The organism is Paraburkholderia sp. BCC1876 (assembly GCF_902833695.1).
Lineage (GTDB): Bacteria > Pseudomonadota > Gammaproteobacteria > Burkholderiales > Burkholderiaceae > Paraburkholderia.
The window spans coordinates 33,502-51,665 of sequence record NZ_CADFGI010000015.1; the positions used below are offsets into that span (position 1 = coordinate 33,502).

Annotated in this window: 18 protein-coding genes; 11 read left to right on the forward strand and 7 right to left on the reverse strand. The window is 63.1% G+C overall.

Annotated features, from left to right (window positions below; genetic code table 11):
• Positions 1–2: 2 nt before the first annotated feature.
• Genes HWY05_RS34375 through HWY05_RS34385 form a run of 3 tightly spaced genes read right to left on the reverse strand, consistent with a single transcriptional unit; the run spans position 3 to position 2,757 of the window.
• Positions 3–626: an HAD family phosphatase gene (locus HWY05_RS34375; protein WP_176061146.1), complete on the reverse strand. Its 624-nt coding sequence runs from the start codon at positions 624–626 to the stop codon at positions 3–5.
• A gap of 39 nt (positions 627–665) precedes the next feature.
• A complete protein-coding gene (locus HWY05_RS34380; RefSeq protein WP_176061147.1) occupies positions 666–2,483 on the reverse strand; it encodes an aminopeptidase P family protein in 1,818 nt (605 codons plus the stop codon).
• A gap of 19 nt (positions 2,484–2,502) precedes the next feature.
• On the reverse strand, positions 2,503–2,757 hold the full coding sequence (locus tag HWY05_RS34385; RefSeq protein ID WP_035554981.1) for a hypothetical protein: 255 nt from the start codon (positions 2,755–2,757) through the stop codon (positions 2,503–2,505).
• 204 nt (positions 2,758–2,961) lie between these two features.
• Here HWY05_RS34385 and HWY05_RS34390 point away from each other — a divergent pair, with 204 nt between their 5' ends.
• From HWY05_RS34390 to HWY05_RS34420, 7 genes are all read left to right on the forward strand, one after another.
• Positions 2,962–3,684 carry a response regulator transcription factor gene (locus HWY05_RS34390; RefSeq protein ID WP_176061148.1) on the forward strand — a complete coding sequence of 241 codons (723 nt, stop codon included), beginning with the start codon at positions 2,962–2,964 and terminating at the stop codon, positions 3,682–3,684.
• A 63-nt stretch (positions 3,685–3,747) separates the two neighbouring features.
• Positions 3,748–5,034, forward strand: coding sequence for a glutamyl-tRNA reductase (gene hemA, locus HWY05_RS34395; RefSeq protein WP_035554976.1), 1,287 nt, complete (start codon positions 3,748–3,750; stop codon positions 5,032–5,034).
• Positions 5,035–5,156: 122 nt separating this feature from the next.
• A complete protein-coding gene (gene prfA / locus HWY05_RS34400) occupies positions 5,157–6,239 on the forward strand; it encodes a peptide chain release factor 1 (RefSeq protein ID WP_035554974.1) in 1,083 nt (360 codons plus the stop codon).
• Between the two features lie 10 nt (positions 6,240–6,249).
• Positions 6,250–7,098 carry a peptide chain release factor N(5)-glutamine methyltransferase gene (prmC, locus tag HWY05_RS34405; RefSeq protein ID WP_176061149.1) on the forward strand — a complete coding sequence of 283 codons (849 nt, stop codon included), beginning with the start codon at positions 6,250–6,252 and terminating at the stop codon, positions 7,096–7,098.
• Between the two features lie 138 nt (positions 7,099–7,236).
• A complete protein-coding gene (gene grxD / locus HWY05_RS34410; protein ID WP_035554969.1) occupies positions 7,237–7,548 on the forward strand; it encodes a Grx4 family monothiol glutaredoxin in 312 nt (103 codons plus the stop codon).
• 61 nt (positions 7,549–7,609) lie between these two features.
• Positions 7,610–8,203, forward strand: coding sequence for a UbiX family flavin prenyltransferase (locus tag HWY05_RS34415; protein WP_176061150.1), 594 nt, complete (start codon positions 7,610–7,612; stop codon positions 8,201–8,203).
• Between the two features lie 139 nt (positions 8,204–8,342).
• Entirely contained in the window at positions 8,343–9,128 is a 786-nt protein-coding gene (locus HWY05_RS34420; protein WP_035554965.1) for a class III extradiol ring-cleavage dioxygenase, read from the forward strand.
• A 145-nt stretch (positions 9,129–9,273) separates the two neighbouring features.
• On the opposite strand, the gene HWY05_RS34425 is transcribed toward HWY05_RS34420, so the two are convergent.
• The gene (locus tag HWY05_RS34425; protein ID WP_035554964.1) at positions 9,274–10,869 is read right to left on the reverse strand and encodes an APC family permease; all 1,596 of its coding nucleotides are present in this window, start codon (positions 10,867–10,869) and stop codon (positions 9,274–9,276) included.
• 481 nt (positions 10,870–11,350) lie between these two features.
• On the opposite strand from HWY05_RS34425, the gene HWY05_RS34430 reads away from it, so the two are divergent.
• Positions 11,351–11,554, forward strand: a complete 204-nt coding sequence (locus tag HWY05_RS34430) for a cold-shock protein (RefSeq protein ID WP_035554962.1) — start codon at positions 11,351–11,353, stop codon at positions 11,552–11,554.
• 110 nt (positions 11,555–11,664) lie between these two features.
• Here the strand turns inward: HWY05_RS34430 and HWY05_RS34435 are convergent, their stop codons facing one another.
• Positions 11,665–12,915, reverse strand: coding sequence for an Hsp70 family protein (locus tag HWY05_RS34435; RefSeq protein WP_035554960.1), 1,251 nt, complete (start codon positions 12,913–12,915; stop codon positions 11,665–11,667).
• A 189-nt stretch (positions 12,916–13,104) separates the two neighbouring features.
• On the opposite strand from HWY05_RS34435, the gene HWY05_RS34440 reads away from it, so the two are divergent.
• Positions 13,105–14,574, forward strand: coding sequence for an MFS transporter (locus tag HWY05_RS34440; RefSeq protein ID WP_176061151.1), 1,470 nt, complete (start codon positions 13,105–13,107; stop codon positions 14,572–14,574).
• A 110-nt stretch (positions 14,575–14,684) separates the two neighbouring features.
• Here HWY05_RS34440 and HWY05_RS34445 read toward each other — a convergent pair whose 3' ends face one another.
• On the reverse strand, positions 14,685–15,278 hold the full coding sequence (locus HWY05_RS34445; protein ID WP_176061152.1) for a nitroreductase family protein: 594 nt from the start codon (positions 15,276–15,278) through the stop codon (positions 14,685–14,687).
• 162 nt (positions 15,279–15,440) lie between these two features.
• Positions 15,441–16,724 carry an MFS transporter gene (locus HWY05_RS34450; protein WP_035554951.1) on the reverse strand — a complete coding sequence of 428 codons (1,284 nt, stop codon included), beginning with the start codon at positions 16,722–16,724 and terminating at the stop codon, positions 15,441–15,443.
• A gap of 154 nt (positions 16,725–16,878) precedes the next feature.
• Here HWY05_RS34450 and HWY05_RS34455 point away from each other — a divergent pair, with 154 nt between their 5' ends.
• Together HWY05_RS34455 and HWY05_RS34460 are read left to right on the forward strand one after the other, a co-directional pair.
• A complete protein-coding gene (locus tag HWY05_RS34455; RefSeq protein WP_035554948.1) occupies positions 16,879–17,520 on the forward strand; it encodes a TetR/AcrR family transcriptional regulator in 642 nt (213 codons plus the stop codon).
• A gap of 65 nt (positions 17,521–17,585) precedes the next feature.
• A complete protein-coding gene (locus HWY05_RS34460) occupies positions 17,586–18,140 on the forward strand; it encodes a DUF1415 domain-containing protein (RefSeq protein ID WP_176061185.1) in 555 nt (184 codons plus the stop codon).
• The last annotated feature ends 24 nt before the right edge of the window (positions 18,141–18,164 follow it).

The window sequence follows — 18,164 nt, forward strand, 5'->3', positions numbered from 1 at the left end:
GCTCAAACCGGCAAACCCAGTTCGCGCAATCTCGCTTCTGTCTCTTCAGCGCTGGTGTGATGCACGCCATGCCAGCCGAGCGCCGTCGCGGCGTCGGCGTTCTTCTGATTGTCGTCGATGAAAACCAGCTCGCCGGGCTCGATGCCCGGCATCTGCGCATGAATCCGCTCGAGCATGGCTGCGAAGATCGCCGGATCGGGTTTCGCGAGTCCCACCCGCCCCGACACGACGACGTCGCGAAACCGCCGCAGCACGGGGTAATGCTCCCACGCGTACGGGAAGGTCTCCGCCGACCAGTTGGTCAGCCCGAACAATGGCACCTCGGCAGCTTCGAGCTTTTCCATCAGCGCCACGCCCTGTTCCAGCACGCCGGCCACCATCTCATGCCAGCGCTCGTAAAACGCGCGGATCAGCGCCTCATGATCGGGAAACTTCGCGATCAGTTCGTCCGTGGCCTCAGCGATCGGCTGGCCGCCGTCCTGTCGAATCACCCATTCCATCGAACAGACATGCGTCAGAAACCAGCGGCGCTCGGTTTCGTCCGGAATCAGGTTGCGATACAGATACTCGGGACTCCAGTCGATCAACACGCCGCCGAAATCGAACACCACTGCCTTGATCGCCATGCACTTTTTCTCCGTACGAACGCCGATTCGCTGCGGCGCTTAGATGGGTTGCGTGCGCAGGTCGAGCCACGCCAGGGCGTCGCCGGAAACATGCGGCGACAGACGCGTGCGCACCGTCTCGTGATAAGCGTTGAGCCACGCGCGTTCGTCGTCGCGCAGCAGCGACAGGTCGAGGCAGCGCGTGTCGATCGGGCACAGCGTCAAGGTTTCGAACTTGAGGAAATCGCCGAACTCGGTTTTTTCCGCCGGCACGTTCAGCACGAGGTTTTCGATCCGCACGCCCCACTTGCCCGGCCGGTAAATGCCCGGCTCGACCGAGGTGATCATGCCCTCTTCCATCGCGGTCCACGGTTCAGCCGGCGCGTAGTGCGAAATCACTTGCGGGCCTTCGTGCACGTTCAGGAAGTAGCCCACGCCATGGCCGGTGCCGTGGCCGTAATCGGCGCCGGCTTCCCAGATCGGCGCACGGGCGATCGCGTCGAGCATCGGCGAACGAATACCGCGCGGGAATTGCGCGCGCGACAACGCCATCGTGCCTTTCAGCACGATCGTGAAATCGCGCCGTTGCGCCTCGCTGAGCGTGCCGATCGGCACGACGCGGGTGATGTCCGTCGTGCCGCTCAGATACTGCGCGCCCGAATCGATCAGCAACAGCCCGTTGCCTTCGATCACCGCATGCGAAGACTCGGTCGCGCGATAGTGCGGCATCGCGCCGTTGCCGTTGAAGCCCGCGATCGTCGCAAAGCTCAGCGACACGAACCCCGGACGACGCGCGCGCGCTGCCGTCAGACGTTCGTCGATGGTCATTTCGGTGAGGGACTCACCGCGCTCCAGCGCGCTTTCCAACCACGCGAAGAATTCCGCGAGTGCCGCGCCGTCCTGCTCCATCGTCTCGCGCACGTGCTCGGCTTCAGCTTCTGTTTTGCGTGACTTGAAGAACGTGGACGGGTTGACCGCCTCGACCACCTTGACCGAGGACGGCACCGACTGCAGCGAACCGTAGGTAATCCGGCGCGGGTCGATCAACAGCACGCTGGCGGCTGGCAGCGCTGCCAGCGCTTCGGCCGCCTTCGCATAGGGCTCGACGCTGATGCCGTCGCGCGCCAACGCGTCGGCCAGCGCTTGCGGCACCTTGCCGTCCGACACGAACAGCGACGCGCGGTCCACGCCGATCAGCGCATGCGCGACGAACACCGGGTTGTAGCTGACGTCGGCGCCGCGCAGATTCAGCAGCCATGCGAGGTCGTCGAGCGTGGAAATAAAGTGCCACTGCGCGCCCTTCTCCGCCATCGCACGGCGAATCTGCGCGAGCTTGTCAGCACGAGCGACACCGGCATGCGGCGCGGCATGTTCGAACACGGCGGCGGCCGGCAGCGACGGACGCTGCGGCCAGATCGTGTCGAACAGGTCGACGTCGGTGCGCAGCTTCACGCCACGCGCGCCGAGCGCCAGAGTCAGTGAGCGCGCTGCGGCCACGCCGAGCACCGCGCCGTCCACTCCGACCGTGCCGCCGCTCGTGACGTTCTGCGCGAGCCATTCGAAATGCGGCGCGGTCTGCTGGCCGCCGGTCATCTTCATCAACTGAACGGTCGTGCCGGCCAGTTGTGCATTGGCCTGCTCCCAATAGCGACTATCGGTCCAGACACCGGCAAAATCCGCCGTGACGATCAGGGTGCCCGCCGAACCGGTGAAACCCGATAGCCATTGCCGGCCCTGCCAGCGCCCCGGTAGATATTCGGAGAGATGCGGATCTGCGGACGGCACGAGATAAGCGGCAACGCCTTCGCGCGCCATTGCGTCACGCAACGTGGCGAGCCGTTCGGGAATAGAGGATGTTTCGGGAAGTCGGGCGTTCATCAGAGTCACCTGCAAATATTCATCGACGGGAAAGCGAGCCGACCGTCACGGCAACGGCGATCAACGCAACGGCGGTGCAAACCGGCCATTCGAGCGTGTCGCCATCATGAAAGAGACCGGTCACATTGCCGGCCATGAGCGCGACTGCGGCGCCTACCACCCCGGCCAGCAGCGCCATCCACCAACGAGCGCGGCTTGAGCGGCGCAACGGATGCAGCCACCAGCCCGCGAGGCCGATCGCCAATCCCAGGACGACGACACCGGGCCACCCCATTAGCAGCCGACCCCGCGCGATTTCAGATTTGTCTCATGGGCGCAAGGGACCAGGACAGCTAACATTTTTGTCTCATTAACTATAGAAGTTCAGCACGGCGCTTTCCGCATAGCGGTTGAGTTTAGGGGTCGGTGTGATGTTAGGCAAGCTGTAAGCCTTACGGATATGCCTGGTTCTCGGTCATTGCCACGCTGAAAGCGCGCCATGCGAATCGCCCTAATCGAGCCGGATCTGCCGCACGCCAAACTGGTTGGCCGGCTAATTTTTGCCGGCGGCCACGTCTGCTATCACTTCACCGCGAGCGCCCCGTTCCTGCAGCGCGCCGCGGACGACTTTTTCGATCTCCTCATCACCGAAAGCTGGGCCGGCGACCACTCCGCCGAAGACGTGATTCCGCGCGCCCGCGCTGTCCTGCCTGGCCTGCCGGTGATCGTGCTGATGTCCGCGCCGCGCGAAAGCCAGATCGTCGCGGCGCTGCACGCCGGCGCCGACGACTGCCTCAGCAAACCGGTTCGCGGCCCCGAAATGCTTGCGCGGGTCGACGCCGTACTGCGTCGCGCCGGACTGCGGCGGCCGCTCAACCGGCGGCGCGACGTGATCGGCGGTTACGCGTTCGACACCGCCGCGCTAGCCGTCACATTTCGTAATCTAACAGTCACGCTGACGCCGAAAGAATTCCGCTTTGCGCTGCTGCTGTTCAACAATCTGTCTCGCCCGGTGTCGCGGGCACATATTCTCGAAACCGTCTGGTCGCGCCGCCGCGACCTGAAGTCACGGACGGTCGACACACATGCATCGCGCGTACGCAGTAAATTGCAGTTGCGCCCGGAGCTCGGCTATTGTCTGACGCCGCTTTACGGGTATGGCTACCAGCTCGACGCAATCCCGCTGGAGACTGCCGTAGAGGCCGCTGTAGAAGTGGGTTGACACGCGTCCAATGTAAGAATCTTGGAAACGCTATAATATTGGGCTAAACCATAGCTCCCCCAAATGCAGCTTCTAACGATCGGAATCAATCACCACACTGCGCCTGTCGCCTTGCGCGAACGCGTGGCGTTTCCGCTCGATCAGATCAAGCCTGCACTGGACACCTTCAAGAGCGCCTGGCTCGGCCGTACGGCCCGCACGGCGCCGGAAGCAGCGATTCTGTCCACCTGTAATCGCACCGAGCTTTATTGCGTTACCGACGACCAGGCCGCGCGCGAAGCCGCGATCCAATGGCTGTCGAAATACCACAACCTGCCCATCGACGAACTCGCGCCGCACGTCTATGCGTTGCCGCAGTCGGAGGCCGTGCGCCACGCGTTCCGCGTCGCGTCGGGTCTCGATTCGATGGTGCTGGGCGAGACGCAAATCGTCGGACAAATGAAGGACGCAGTGCGCACCGCGTCCGAAGCCGGCGCGCTCGGCACGTATCTGAACCAGTTATTCCAGCGCACCTTCGCCGTCGCGAAGGAAGTGCGCAGCACCACCGAGATCGGCGCGCAGTCGGTTTCAATGGCCGCGGCCGCTGTGCGACTCGCGCAACGCATTTTCGACAAGGTCTCGAACCAGCGCGTGCTGTTTATCGGCGCGGGCGAAATGATCGAGCTGTGCGCCACGCACTTCGCCGCGCAGCAGCCGCGTGAACTGGTGGTCGCGAACCGTACGGCCGAACGCGGCACGCGGCTCGCCGAACGCTTTAACGGCCGCGCTATTCCGCTGTCGGAACTGCCCACCCGCATGCACGAGTTCGACATCATCGTGTCCTGCACGGCGTCCACTTTGCCGATCATCGGTCTGGGCGCGGTTGAGCGGGCGGTGAAAGCGCGTCGTCACCGGCCGATTTTCATGGTCGATCTGGCGGTCCCGCGCGACATCGAACCCGAAGTCGGCAAGCTTGAAGACGTGTTCCTGTACACCGTCGACGACCTCGGCGCGATCGTCCGCGAAGGCAATGCGTCGCGTCAGGCCGCGGTCGCGCAAGCCGAAGCCATCATCGAAACGCGTGTGCAGAACTTCATGCAGTGGCTCGACGCGCGCAGCATCGTGCCGGTGATCCGCCATATGCACACGCAGGCCGACGTGCTGCGCCGTGCCGAAGTCGAGCGTGCGCAAAAAATGCTCGCGCGCGGCGACGATCCGGCCGCCGTGCTCGAAGCGCTGTCGCAGGCGCTCACCAACAAGCTGATCCACGGGCCCACGCACGCGCTCAATCGCGCGAGCAGCGAAAACCGTGACACGCTCATCGAGCTGATGAGCGGTTTCTACAAACACTCCGGTTCCACGGAGCGTTAGCGGCGCAGCCTCCGCCGCGCGGTCCGCGCCACCCACGGTGGCCCGCGACGTGCTTCTGACCAGGGCATCAGCCCATTTCCCTAGTCGCCGTCTTTTCCGGAGCCCGCTCCGAACCCCGTCCGATGAAAACGAGCATGCAACGCAAGCTCGACCAGCTCACTACCCGGCTGGCCGAACTGAATGACCTGTTGAGCCGCGAGGACATCACCTCGAATCTCGATCAATATCGCAAGCTCACACGCGAGCACGCGGAGCTGGGGCCGCTGGTCGAGCATTTCGCGCTGTGGCGTCAGGCCATGAACGACGCGGAGACCGCGCAGGAACTGCTGACGGACGCTTCGATGCGCGACTTCGCCGAAGAAGAAATCCGCGCGGCGCGCGAGCGGATGGAAAAACTCGGCGCGGAGCTGCAAAAAATGCTGCTGCCGAAAGATCCGAACGACGACCGCAATATCTACGTCGAAATCCGCGCGGGCACCGGCGGCGACGAATCCGCGCTGTTCGCGGGCGATCTGCTCCGTATGTATCTGCGCTATGCCGAGCGCAACCGCTGGCAGGTCGAGATGATGTCGGCCAGCGAATCGGATCTGGGCGGCTACAAGGAAGTGATCGTGCGGATCGCCGGCGAAGCCGCGTATTCGAAGCTCAAGTTCGAGTCGGGCGGTCACCGCGTGCAGCGCGTGCCGGCCACCGAAACGCAAGGGCGCATCCACACGTCGGCGTGTACGGTCGCGGTCATGCCGGAAGCGGATGAAATCGGCGAAGTCGAAATCAATCCGGCCGATCTGCGGATCGATACGTTCCGCGCGTCGGGCGCGGGCGGACAGCACATCAACAAGACCGATTCGGCCGTGCGCGTTACGCACTTGCCGACCGGCATCGTCGTCGAATGTCAGGACGACCGTTCGCAGCACAAGAACAAGGATCGCGCGCTGAAGGTGCTGGCCGCGCGTATCAAGGACAAGCAGTCGCAAGAACAGCACGCGAAAGAAGCCGCCACACGCAAGAGCCTGATCGGCTCGGGCGACCGCTCGGAGCGGATTCGCACGTATAACTTCCCGCAAGGGCGCATGACCGATCACCGGATCAACCTGACGCTGTATCGCCTTGACGCGCTGATGGATGGCGATCTCGACGAGTTGATCGCGGCGCTCGTCAGCGAACATCAGGCCGAGTTGCTGGCTTCGCTGGGCGATTCGGACTAAAGCGCCGACGATGAACGCCACGCCTGTCACGCCCGCCGCTTTGTTGCGCGCGTCGCCGCTGCCACCGCTCGAAGCGCGGATTCTGCTCACGCACGTGCTCGGCTGGCGTCATACGCAGTTGATTACGCGCAGCGATGAAACGCTCGAGAGTGCCGCAGTGGAGCGTTATCGCGGATTGGAAGCGCGGCGGATGGCCGGTGAGCCGGTCGCGCAACTGGTCGGCGTACGGGAATTTTTCGGCCTCGATTTCGAAGTCACGCCGCACGTGCTGATTCCGCGGCCTGAAACCGAATTGCTGGTCGAGACCGCCCTGGCGGCAATGGAAGGTCTGTCGCGGCCGCGCGTGCTCGATCTCGGCAGCGGCACCGGCGCAATTGCGGTCGCGATTGCGTCGACGCGGCCGGACGCGCAAGTTCACGCGCTCGATCGTTCCGCCGAAGCGCTCGCGGTGGCAACACGCAACGCCACCCGTCTACTGGATGCAAAACGTCCCGGCGGCGCCATGGTTTTAAGCCAAAGCAACTGGTACACGGCGCTCGACGCAGCACAACGTTTCGACGTGATCGTCAGCAATCCGCCGTATATCGCGAGCGGCGATCCGCATCTGGCAGAAGGCGATCTGCGTTTCGAGCCGCGCGGCGCGCTCACCGACGAAGCCGACGGCCTCAGCGCGATCCGCGTGATCGTCGCCGGCGCGCCCGCGCGCCTCGCCGCCCACGGCGTCTTGTGGATCGAACACGGCTACGATCAGGCAGAAGCCGTCCGCACGCTGCTGACGGCGCAAGGGTTCGCGCAGGTGCGCTCGGAGCGGGATCTGGCGGGTATCGAACGAATCAGCGGCGGGCAGTTGCCCGGCTGAAGCCGACGTCAAACTCGCCCTCGGATTACGATTCACACTGAAGTCATCCCAAGGTCGAAGCGGTGCTCGGCCGGCTATACCGAAATCCGCTATCATTTCAGCCTATTCCCTACACATCACGGAACCGCAAGGTCAGTCATGGATACGCAACAACGCATCAAGCAAATCGTCGACGAAAACGGCGTCGTCCTCTTCATGAAGGGCACGGCCCAGTTCCCGATGTGCGGTTTTTCCGGCCGCGCCATCCAGATCCTGAAGGCGTGTGGCGTCGCGGAAATCAAAACCGTCAACGTGCTCGAAGACGACGAAGTCCGCCAGGGCATCAAGCAGTTCTCGAACTGGCCGACCATTCCGCAGCTCTACGTGAAGGGCGAATTCGTCGGCGGCTCGGACATCATGATGGAAATGTACGAATCGGGCGAACTGCAACAACTGTTCGCCGCGGCCTGAGCGGCCTCGGTTCGACCGTTCACTCACGAACTTCACGAGTTCAACTAAGGCGCCGCGAGCCATGGAAACACGCGCTGCGGCGCCCCGCCGGCTGATCGTCGCGATCACCGGCGCAACCGGCGCCATCTACGGCATCCGGTTGCTCGAAACGTTGCGCCGGCTGGGCGGCGTCGAGAGCCATCTGCTGATTTCGAGCGCGGGCTGGCTCAATATCCAGCACGAACTCCAGTTGAGCAAAGAAGACGTACATCCGCTCGCGGATGTCGTTCATTCGGTGCGCGACGTGGGCGCAAGTATCGCGTCCGGCTCGTTCGCGACCGACGGCATGGTCGTCGCGCCTTGTTCGATGAAGACGCTCGCGAGCGTCGCGCACGGCTTTTCCGACAACCTGATCACCCGCGCCGCCGACGTCACCCTGAAGGAACGCCGCCGGCTCGTGCTGCTGGTGCGCGAAACGCCGTTCAATCTCGCGCATCTGCGCAATATGACGGCGGTCACGGAAATGGGCGGCGTGATCTTCCCGCCGCTGCCGGCGTTCTACAACCAGCCGGCGTCGATCGACGAAATGGTCGATCACACCGTCGCGCGCGTGCTCGATCTGTTCGCGCTGGGGCCGGCTATGTCGCCTGTGTGGCAGGGTTTGCGGGACGCGTAGGACTGACGTCAAACGCCCCTCATTAACAACACCAGCGACACAATCAATTCCGTTTTCACCCGTTTATCAAACCGTGGTGCGAACCTATATTGATAGCAACACAACCTTTACGCCCCGCCCTCCCGGCTGCGCTGCTGACATGAACCGCTTGCCTTCGCTTTTCCTTTCCCACGGCGCGCCCACGCTGCCGATCGACCCTTCCCTGCCGTCCGCCGAATTCGGCGTGCTGAGCGCGCAGTTGCCGCGTCCGCAAGCCGTGCTGATGCTGTCGGCCCACTGGGGCACGGCACAGCCGGTGGCGAGCACGTCCACCGCGCCGGAAACCATCCACGATTTCTACGGCTTTCCGCGTCAGTTATACGAAATCCAGTACCCGGCGCCGGGCGCACCCGAGGTGGCGCGGCGCGCCGCCGTGCTGCTCGGCGAACATGGCGTGCTTGCCGACGCCCAGCCGCACGGGCTCGATCACGGCGCCTGGGTGCCGATGCTGCTGATGTTCCCTGACGCCGACGTGCCCGTCGCGCAGTTGTCGATTCAGCCGCATCAGGACGCGGCGCATCACTTCCGCGTCGGCCGCGCGCTGCGCTCGCTGAAGGACGATGGCGTGATGGTGATTGGCTCCGGCCAGATCACGCACAACCTGCGCGCGGCGGATTTCTCCGCGCGTCGGGAAGATGCCGACCCGCGCGTCGCCGAATTCACCGACTGGTTCGAGGACAGACTGGCCGCGCACGACATCGACGCGCTGCTCGACTATCGCCGCCAGGCGCCGCACGCGGTGCTGATGCATCCCACCGACGAGCATCTGCTGCCCGTCTTCGCGGCACTGGGCGCGGCCGACGACGATTATTCGCTGGCGATTCAATCGCTCGGGACCTACCAGCGTTCGCTTGCGATGACGAATTACGTGTTCGGCAACGCCTGATCGCGTAGCCGCAGCAGCGAAACACCAAAGCGCGCGTCCAAACAAAAAGCCCGCCTGAGTGACCTCAGGCGGGCTTTTTTTGCGTACCGGACCGGACCTAGCCAACAACCGTCCGGCAAACATCCTTCAGGCTAAACGCCGCAACTTAATGCGCGCCAATGCCTTCGAGCACTTCGTCATGCTCGTCGCGCTCGTCCAGATATTCCGAACGGTAGCCGCTGTGCACGCCCCAGTAGTAGAACACCAGCGAGAACGCGATGACGACCAGCATGTCCCAGCCGTAAGGCAAGACGCCGCGACCGCCGAACTCCTTGCTGCCGATCAGCGACAGGATCGCCATCACCGGCAGGTAGGCCACCAGCCACCATGCCGCCTTCAGGTCACGGCCCCAACCGCCGAAGCCCGATTTCGCCTGGAAGTAGAAGTACACCGGCAGCGCGACGACCATCAGCAGAATGATTTCGCCGGTCAGCGGCCACTTTGCCCAGTACAGGATCAGCGACGCGCAAACGAACGCGAACGGCGCGATCACCTTCATGCCCGGGATATGAAGCGGACGCTCCAGATCCGTCGCCGCACGGCGCAACGCCATCAGGCTGATCGGGCCGGTCAGATACGAGATCACGGTCGCGACCGAAATCACCGCCGCCAACGAGCTCCAGCCACGGAAGAAGAACATGAAGATGAACGAGACCAGCAGGTTGAACCACATTGCCTGACGCGGCACGCCGTAGAACGGATGCACGTTGCCGAACATCTTCGGCATCGTGTTATTGCGTTCCATTGCGTAGATCATGCGGCTGGTGGTCGCCATGTAGGTCGTGCCGGTGCCGCTCGGGCTGACGAACGCGTCGACGTACAGCAGGATTGCCAGCCAGTTCAGGTTCAGCGCGATCGCCAGTTCCGCGAACGGCGACGCGAAGTTGAAGTGGCTCCAGCCCTTCATCACATCGGCCGGGTTCACCGCGCCGATGTACGCGATCTGCAGCAGCACGTAGATCACCAGCGCCAGCAGGATCGAACCGATCACCGCGAACGGCACGCTCTTGGCAGGATTGCGCGCTTCACCCGCGAGGTTGATCGGGCTCTGGAAACCGTTGAACGCGAACACGATACCGCTCGTCGACACTGCGGTCAGCACCGCCGACCAGCCGTACGGCGCAAAGCTGCTCGCTTCACCGAAGTTTTCACGATGGAAGCCCGTGAACATCAAACCGAGAATCGTCGCGCCGGGAATCAGGAACTTGAAGACCGTGATCGCCGAATTGGCGCGCGCAAAGAGTTTCACGCCCCAATAGTTCAGCATGAAGTAAATGATCACGAGCGCGGCGGACAGGAATAGCCCGTTGTGAGTTAATGACCCATCCACGAATAGCGCATGCGCCCATGGATACGGCCAGGTACTCATATATTGAATGGAGGCTTCCGCCTCGATGGGAATCACCGAGACAATGGCGATCCAGTTGGCCCACGCGCTGATGAAACCGACCAGCGCGCCATGCGAGTAGCGCGCGTAACGCACCATGCCGCCGGACTCGGGGAACATCGCGCCGAGTTCGGCGTAAGTCAACGCGATCGCGAGAATCACGACCGCGCCGATCACCCATGCACAAATGGCAGCGGGGCCAGCAATTTTTGCAGCCTTCCACGCGCCGAACAGCCAGCCCGATCCGATGATCGAACCCAAGCCGGTCAGCAGCAGCGCGACAGGGCCGATGTTCCGTTGTATAGAACTTTTCACGTCTTCTCCTGTGTCGGCCGGAGTGAGTGCTTTAGCACTGACTTCGGACCTATGCAAATTTGCATCCGAACCATACCGGCACCACGTGACGTCGCTTCGAGCGGGACGGGGTGATACGCATGTCGATGCGGCGACGGTCCATTCTAATCAGGTGCAACCGACGCGCGGCGCGTAGTTTAACGGTTGCACCCACGCGCCGCAGCCTAACTAAGGGTTCTCCCTGGAAAAAAATCAGACGAAGCGCAAGCTTTGTAAGCAATTTTTACGCCCGTTGCCCGAATTTGTGGAAAGTTGCCCGGCGAGTGTTGACCTTCTCTCAAAATGGCCGTATAACGTTCGGGCAGGAATTCAAGCGGCGAGTGAATTGGTCTTTCGTAGTTCGCCCATCAACGGTACTCCGGTTGGTCCCATTACCCCCTTCCTTGATTTTCATGCACTTTCTGGGCTTCGGCCTTATTCACCATCTTTAGGAACAAGTAATATGGAAACCGGTACCGTCAAGTGGTTCAATGACGCAAAGGGCTTTGGCTTCATCACGCCGGACGGCGGTGGCGAAGATCTGTTCGCGCATTTCTCGGAAATCCGCACGGAAGGCTTCAAGACGCTGCAAGAAAACCAAAAGGTTACGTTTGAAGTGAAGACGGGCCCGAAGGGCAAGCAAGCTGCCGACATCAAGCCGGCGTAAGCTTCACGCTTCCTTCTGGACGCAAAAAACCCCGCCTCGGCGGGGTTTTTTTATATCTGTTGCAACTACTCACGATGATTATCTTCGCGGTATGCGATTGATTAGTTGGGTTATCCGAAGAGACGTCGCGCGTGAATACCGAGACCTGTCGCGACACTGGCGAGACGATCGCCGAATACCGGTTTAGCGTCGGGAAATGCCGCCGCCAATGCGCCCGATAGAAACGCCAAACCCGTCGAACCGCCGGTGAAGTAAATCGCGTCGACGTCGCGCGTTGCGACGCCGGCGGCCTGCACCGTGTCGCGCGCCGCCTGCACGATGCGCTGCGTTTCGTCCTGGCCGGCTTTGATCAGCTGCGCTTCGTCGAAGGCGAGGCGCAGGTCGTCTTCCACTTCGTCCAGATCGATCACAGTCTCACCGCCCGCCGCCACGCCGATCTTCGCTTCTTCCGCGTGCGCCGCCAGCGCGTGGCCGAAGCGTTGTTCCACCACGCGCATCAGACGGTCGTGATGCTTGACTTCGGTGAACAGGTGCCGCATCAGCGAGAGTTCGCTGACGCGCTTCGGTGCGTAGACGGTGTTGATCAGATGCCAGGTCGCCAGATCGAAATAGACCCGGCTCGGGATCTCGCGGCCTTCCGGATCGAGCGCCTGATAGCCGAGCTCGCGCAGAATCGTCACCAGTTCGACGCGGCGGTCGAAATCCGTACCCGCGACGTGCACGCCGTGGTGCGCCAGCACGTCGTCCTTGCGCTCCACGCGGGTCATGCGCTGCGGACCCACGCGCACGAGCGAAAAGTCCGACGTACCGCCGCCAATGTCGGCCACCAGCACAAGCCCCTCTTCCGTCAGATGCGACTCGTAGTCGAACGCGGCCGCAATCGGCTCATACTGGAAGTGGATCTCCCGCAAACCGACCGAACGCGCGGCCGCTTCGAGCTGCTGCTGCGCCATCTGATCGGCGCGCGGATCGTCGTCGACGAAAAACACCGGACGGCCCAGCACGGCGCGACTGATCGGCGCGCCAGTGGTCTTTTCGGCCGAACGCTTCAGATGGTCGACGAAAATCGCGATGACGTCCGTGTACTTGATCGCGGAGCCGTCGCCGAGATCGGTCGAATTCTCGGCGAGCGGCGAGCCGAGAATGCTTTTCATCGAACGCATCAGCCGGCCGTCGAAACCGTCAATGTAGGCGGCCAGCGCCGCCCGCCCGAACTCGCGGGTGTTTTCATCGGTGTTGAAAAACACCGAGGTGGGCAGCGTCGTATAAGCGCCCTCGACCGGCGCGAGCCTGAGCACGCCGCCGTCAGGAACGGCCACGGCCGAGTTGGAAGTACCGAAGTCAATCGCGCAATAGTTCATGGCAGGAATCGCCGCTCACGGCTGGCGCGGACAGAAAGGGGAGCGGCTTTGTAACACGAAAGCCCGACCAGCATCAACTGACGCTTGTGGACCGCTCGCATTCACGCGTAAAGCCCGCCCGACGGAACGAAACTTGCTGAATTCGACAGGATACGCCGCCAATTTTCGGACTTCAGGAGACTTCGAGCAATGAGCGCGCCGCCTACCGCCGCTGTCCACGAAAAAACCGCCGCCGTCGTCGAGACGGATTTGCCGTCGCGGCTCGACCGCTTGCCGTGGGGACGTTTCCATTCGCTGATCGTCGTCGCGCTAGGCGTGACGTGGCTGCTCGACGGATTGGAGGTCACGCTGGCGGGCGCGGTGGCGAGTGCGTTGAAGTCGAGTCCGTCGTTGCGCTTTTCCAACGCCGATGTGGGATTGGCCGGTAGCGCCTATATCGCCGGCGCGGTGCTCGGCGCGCTTGGCTTCGGCTGGCTGACCGACCGGCTCGGCCGTCGCAAGTTGTTTTTCATCACGTTGGCGCTGTATCTGGCGGCCACGGCCGCGACCGCGCTGTCGTGGAATCTGGCCAGTTTTCTGCTGTTTCGCTTTCTCACCGGCGCCGGGATTGGCGGCGAATATACGGCGATCAATTCGACGATCCAGGAATTCACGCCGGCCCGCGTGCGCGGCTGGACCGATCTCGGCATCAACGGCACGTTCTGGGTGGGCGCGGGGCTCGGCGCGGCCGGCTCGCTGGTGCTGCTCGATCCGCATCTGCTGCCGGCGGACTGGGGCTGGCGCGCGTGCTTCTTTATCGGCGCAGTGCTGGCGCTGGCCATTTTGCCGATGCGCATCTGGGTGCCCGAAAGTCCGCGCTGGCTGCTGACACACGGCGACGAGCCCGACGCGCGCTCGATCGTCGAAGGAATCGAAGCGCGCTTTCGCCGCGAGGGGCATGAGCTCGCCGATCACGATCTGACGCGCCTGAAGCTGCGAGCGCGGGACCACACGCCGCTGCGCGAGGTGTTCCATACCCTCTTCAACGTCCACCGACGGCGCGCGCTGGTGGGCCTCTCCTTGATGACCGCGCAGGCATTCTTCTACAACGCGATCTTCTTCACCTACGCGCTGGTGCTCACGGATTTCTATCAGGTGCCGGGCGACCACATCGGCTGGTATCTGCTGCCCTTCGCGCTCGGCAATTTCCTCGGGCCGCTGCTGCTGGGCCGGCTGTTCGACGTGATCGGACGGCGCAAGATGATTGCCGCCACTTACGGCCTGTCCGCGATCCTGCTGACGATCAGCGGCTATCTGTTCGAGCAGCACCTGCTCACGGTCGTCACGCAGACGATCGCGTGGATGGTGATTTTCTTCTTCGCGTCGGCGGCGGCGAGCTCGGCTTATCTGACGGTCAGCGAATCGTTTCCGCTGGAAATCCGGGCGCTGGCCATCGCCGTGTTTTACGCCTTCGGCACGGCACTCGGCGGCATCGCGGGGCCGGCGTTCTTTGGCCGCCTGATCGATACGCATCAACGTAGCGAAGTGTTCTCGGGCTACCTGGTCGGCTCGGGGTTGATGCTTGCGGCTGCGGTGATTGCCGCGATCTGGGGCGTGGACGCCGAGCGCAAATCGCTCGAGAGCGTTGCCGCGCCGCTTTCGAGCGTGGTTGACCAATAGGACGATCGGAACGGCGCGGAATGAAAAACGCGCGGTCGGCGCCGCGCGTTTTTAACTGCTTTCTGTCTTCTACGTTCTACGGAAGATGTGACACCCAAGCGTACTACCGCTCAGAACGCCTTCTTCCACGCGCCACCATAGGCGATGTCCGCCAAAGGCAAGCGCTGACGCACCGACTTCTCGCGTTCGCGCAACACCGGGTCGAGCTTGTCGACTTCGCCGTAATGACCGAGCGAAATGATCGAGATCACGTCGACGTCGCTCGGCAATTCGAATGCCGTACGGAACGCGGCCGGATCGAAGCCGCTCATCTGATGCGCGGCGAGGCCGAGCGCATGCGCCTGCAACACCAGCGCCATGGCGGCCGCACCCGCGTCGTACGGCGCGCAGCGATTCACTTCACCCTTGTTGGTGAGCGTGTGCGTGGTCACCGCGATCAGCACCGGCGCCGGCGCATTCCAGCCCTGGTTGAACGGCACCAGCGTGGCAAAGGCCTTCTTGAACGAGACTTCGTCGACGCTGCGATCGAAGACGACAAAACGCCAAGGCTGCGCGTTATACGACGAAGGGGCCCAGCGAGCCGCCTCCAGCACGGCGTGCAGATGGTCGCGGCTCACCGGCTCGCTCGAATACGCGCGCGGGCTCCAGCGGCCTGCAATCAGCTCGTGGATGGCAACTTCGGTAGGGGCGGGTTTGTTGGCCATGCGCTTCTCTCGGTCGAAATTCATGATCGACGGGCAACTGCCCGGGGCCACATAGCATAACCGGGCTTCGGCACGCGTGCTCCAACCTGTACGCAGTTAGTTTTCACGCAGGCTGCAATGCAAAAACGGCCCCGTGGGGCCGCTGCGATGAGCGCCAGGCACTCACGCCACTTGCGGTTCCGGCACCTTGGCCGGCCGGTTGATGCGCAGCACGATCAGCGCGGCCACGAGACACAGCCCGCCCGAAATCATCGACGCCACCGTGTAAGTCCCGAGGCTCGCGCGCAGCATGCCCGCGCCCAGCGCCGCGAAGGCCGCGCCGAGTTGATGGCCGGCCACGATCCAGCCGAACACCACCGGCGCCGATTCCTTGCCGAAAACGTCCGTGGCGAGACGCACGGTCGGCGGCACGGTCGCGATCCAGTCGAGCCCGTAGAACAGGGCGAACAGTGGCAGGCCGAAGAAGTCGATACCGAATGCGTGCGGCAGATAGATCAGCGACAAACCGCGCAGACCGTAATACCAGAACAGCAGCACCCGGCTATTGAAGCGGTCCGACAGCCAGCCCGACAAGGTCGTGCCGAACAGATCGAAGATACCCATCGCGGCGAGCAGCGACGCGCCCTGCACTTCCGTCATGCCGTAGTCGCCGCACATGGCGATCAGGTGCGTGCCGACATAGCCGTTGGTGCTCGCGCCGCAAATAAAGAAGCTGAAAAACAGCAGCCAGAAATCGCGCCGCTTGCTCGCCATGGCGAGCGTGCCGAACGCGATGGCGAGCGGATTCTGCTTGCTGCCGACGACGTCGACCGGCGCGTCGTGCGCTTCGCCGTACGGTCGAAGCTTCATGTCGGCCGGACGTTCGGGCAGCAGAAACGCGACCAGTGGAATCACGATCGCCGCCGCGATCGCCACGACCCACACGACGTTACGCCAGCCGTGATGCTCGGCGATGGCCGCGAGCATGGGCAGGAACACCAGTTGGCCGGTGGCCGAACTGGCCGTGAGAATGCCCATCACCAGGCCGCGGCGGGTGGTGAACCAGCGCGTCACCACCGTCGCCGACAACGACAACGCCGCCACGCCCGTCGAGCCGCCGACCATCACGCCCCAGATCAACACCATTTGCCACGGATGCGTCATCAGCGACGACAGCGCCACGCCCGCCGCCATCGTGCCGAGCGCGACCAGCAGCGTGGGACGCACGCCGAAACGCTGCATCGCGGCCGCCGCGAACGGGCCCATCAGCCCGTACAACGCAATATTCACCGAGATCGCGAGCGAGATCGTCGCGCGGCTCCAGCCGAATTGATGCTCGAGCGGCAGCATCATCACGCTCGGCGTGGCGCGCGTGCCGGCCGCCGCCAGCAACACCAGGAACACCACCGCGACCGTCAACCAGCCGTAGTGGAAACGCCCGCCAATCAGTCTCGCTGCCCAATTCATCGGTTCTCCCATCGATGCCGGCCCGACGGGCCGCATCGCTCGCATTGTTACGACTTCGGTAAAGGACTTGTGACTGATCTGTCACAATGAGTGTTGCGATACTAGTTACTGCTCGGTAACATGTCAAGACGTCAATACATCGAGGTGTTCATCCATGTCCGATAGCGAAACACCCAAAGCGGCCGGCACACGGCGCGCACGCAGTGCGCAGACGGCGGGGCCGCAGGCGCAGCAGCATCTGCTGCGCGCCGCGGACGAACTGTTCTATCGCGAAGGCGTGCGCACGGTCGGCGTGGACGCGGTGGTCGAGCGGGCGGGCGTCAACAAGATGAGTTTGTATCGCCAGTTTTCGTCGAAGGACGATCTGGTGATGGCTTATCTGGAGCGCAAGGACGAGCAGTTCTTCGGCTACGTGGAGAGAAGTTTCGCCAAACATCCTGGCGAGCCGGCCAGACAGTTGCAGCAATATTTCGACGACCTCGCGGTGCGCGCATCCGTCGACGACTATCGCGGCTGTCCGTTCGTCAACGTGTCGGTGGAGTTTCCGGACGTCGCGCACCCGGCGCGGCAGTTCGTGTATGACAACAAGGCGCGGCTGATGGCGCGGCTCACCGGCCTCGCGACCGAAGCCGGCGCGGATGATCCGGTGGCGCTGGCCAATGTGCTCGGGCTGATGATCGAAGGTGTGTACGCGGCCAGCCAGACTTATGGGCCGGGATGCGGGCCGATTCTGGCCGCCCCGAAGGCGGCGGCGCAGTTGATTGCGGCGGCTTGCGGCGCGGCGTCCGCGGGTTGAGGTGGATCGGCATCCGTGCCGATCGGTCCCGTTAGAATGGCGCTTTCGTGTCGCTTTTATTTGCCATGCCGCTGCCCGCCGAATCCCACGATGCTGTCATCGCCGCAACCCGCCGTTGGTTGACCGAGGCGGTGATCGGACTGAATCTCTGTCCGTTTGCAAAGGCGGTGCATGTGAAAGGCCAGATTCGCTACGCCGTTAGCGACGCTACGGACATGGAAGCGGTTTTAGCCGATCTGGAAACCGAGCTTCAAAGCCTGGTCGACGCCGATCCGAACGCCGTGGATACCACGCTACTGATCGTTCCCAGCGCGCTCGGCGACTTTCTCGACTACAACGACTGCCTGTTTTTCGCCGAACGGATGATCAAGCAACTCCGCCTAGAAGGTGTGATCCAGATCGCCAGCTTTCATCCGTTTTATCAGTTCGAAGGCAGCGAGCCCGACGAGATCGAGAACTATACGAACCGGGCGCCGTATCCGATCTTTCACCTACTGCGTGAAGACAGCATCGAGCGGGCGGTTCAGGCTTTTCCCGACGCGGAAGCGATCTACGAACGCAACCAGGAAACGCTCCGGCGAATCGGCCTGGCCGGCTGGAACGCGCTCCTGAAGCGTTAATCGACGCAGCGGTTCACCAGCAAA

Coding starts and splice junctions, on each gene's coding strand:
- HWY05_RS34375 (WP_176061146.1), bottom strand. CDS start 626: ATGGCGATCAAGGCAGTGGTGTTCGATTTCGGCGGCGTGTTGATCGAC.
- HWY05_RS34380 (WP_176061147.1), bottom strand. CDS start 2,483: ATGAACGCCCGACTTCCCGAAACATCCTCTATTCCCGAACGGCTCGCC.
- HWY05_RS34385 (WP_035554981.1), bottom strand. CDS start 2,757: ATGGGGTGGCCCGGTGTCGTCGTCCTGGGATTGGCGATCGGCCTCGCG.
- HWY05_RS34390 (WP_176061148.1), top strand. CDS start 2,962: ATGCGAATCGCCCTAATCGAGCCGGATCTGCCGCACGCCAAACTGGTT.
- hemA (WP_035554976.1), top strand. CDS start 3,748: ATGCAGCTTCTAACGATCGGAATCAATCACCACACTGCGCCTGTCGCC.
- prfA (WP_035554974.1), top strand. CDS start 5,157: ATGAAAACGAGCATGCAACGCAAGCTCGACCAGCTCACTACCCGGCTG.
- prmC (WP_176061149.1), top strand. CDS start 6,250: ATGAACGCCACGCCTGTCACGCCCGCCGCTTTGTTGCGCGCGTCGCCG.
- grxD (WP_035554969.1), top strand. CDS start 7,237: ATGGATACGCAACAACGCATCAAGCAAATCGTCGACGAAAACGGCGTC.
- HWY05_RS34415 (WP_176061150.1), top strand. CDS start 7,610: ATGGAAACACGCGCTGCGGCGCCCCGCCGGCTGATCGTCGCGATCACC.
- HWY05_RS34420 (WP_035554965.1), top strand. CDS start 8,343: ATGAACCGCTTGCCTTCGCTTTTCCTTTCCCACGGCGCGCCCACGCTG.
- HWY05_RS34430 (WP_035554962.1), top strand. CDS start 11,351: ATGGAAACCGGTACCGTCAAGTGGTTCAATGACGCAAAGGGCTTTGGC.
- HWY05_RS34435 (WP_035554960.1), bottom strand. CDS start 12,915: ATGAACTATTGCGCGATTGACTTCGGTACTTCCAACTCGGCCGTGGCC.
- HWY05_RS34440 (WP_176061151.1), top strand. CDS start 13,105: ATGAGCGCGCCGCCTACCGCCGCTGTCCACGAAAAAACCGCCGCCGTC.
- HWY05_RS34445 (WP_176061152.1), bottom strand. CDS start 15,278: ATGGCCAACAAACCCGCCCCTACCGAAGTTGCCATCCACGAGCTGATT.
- HWY05_RS34450 (WP_035554951.1), bottom strand. CDS start 16,724: ATGAATTGGGCAGCGAGACTGATTGGCGGGCGTTTCCACTACGGCTGG.
- HWY05_RS34455 (WP_035554948.1), top strand. CDS start 16,879: ATGTCCGATAGCGAAACACCCAAAGCGGCCGGCACACGGCGCGCACGC.
- HWY05_RS34460 (WP_176061185.1), top strand. CDS start 17,586: ATGCCGCTGCCCGCCGAATCCCACGATGCTGTCATCGCCGCAACCCGC.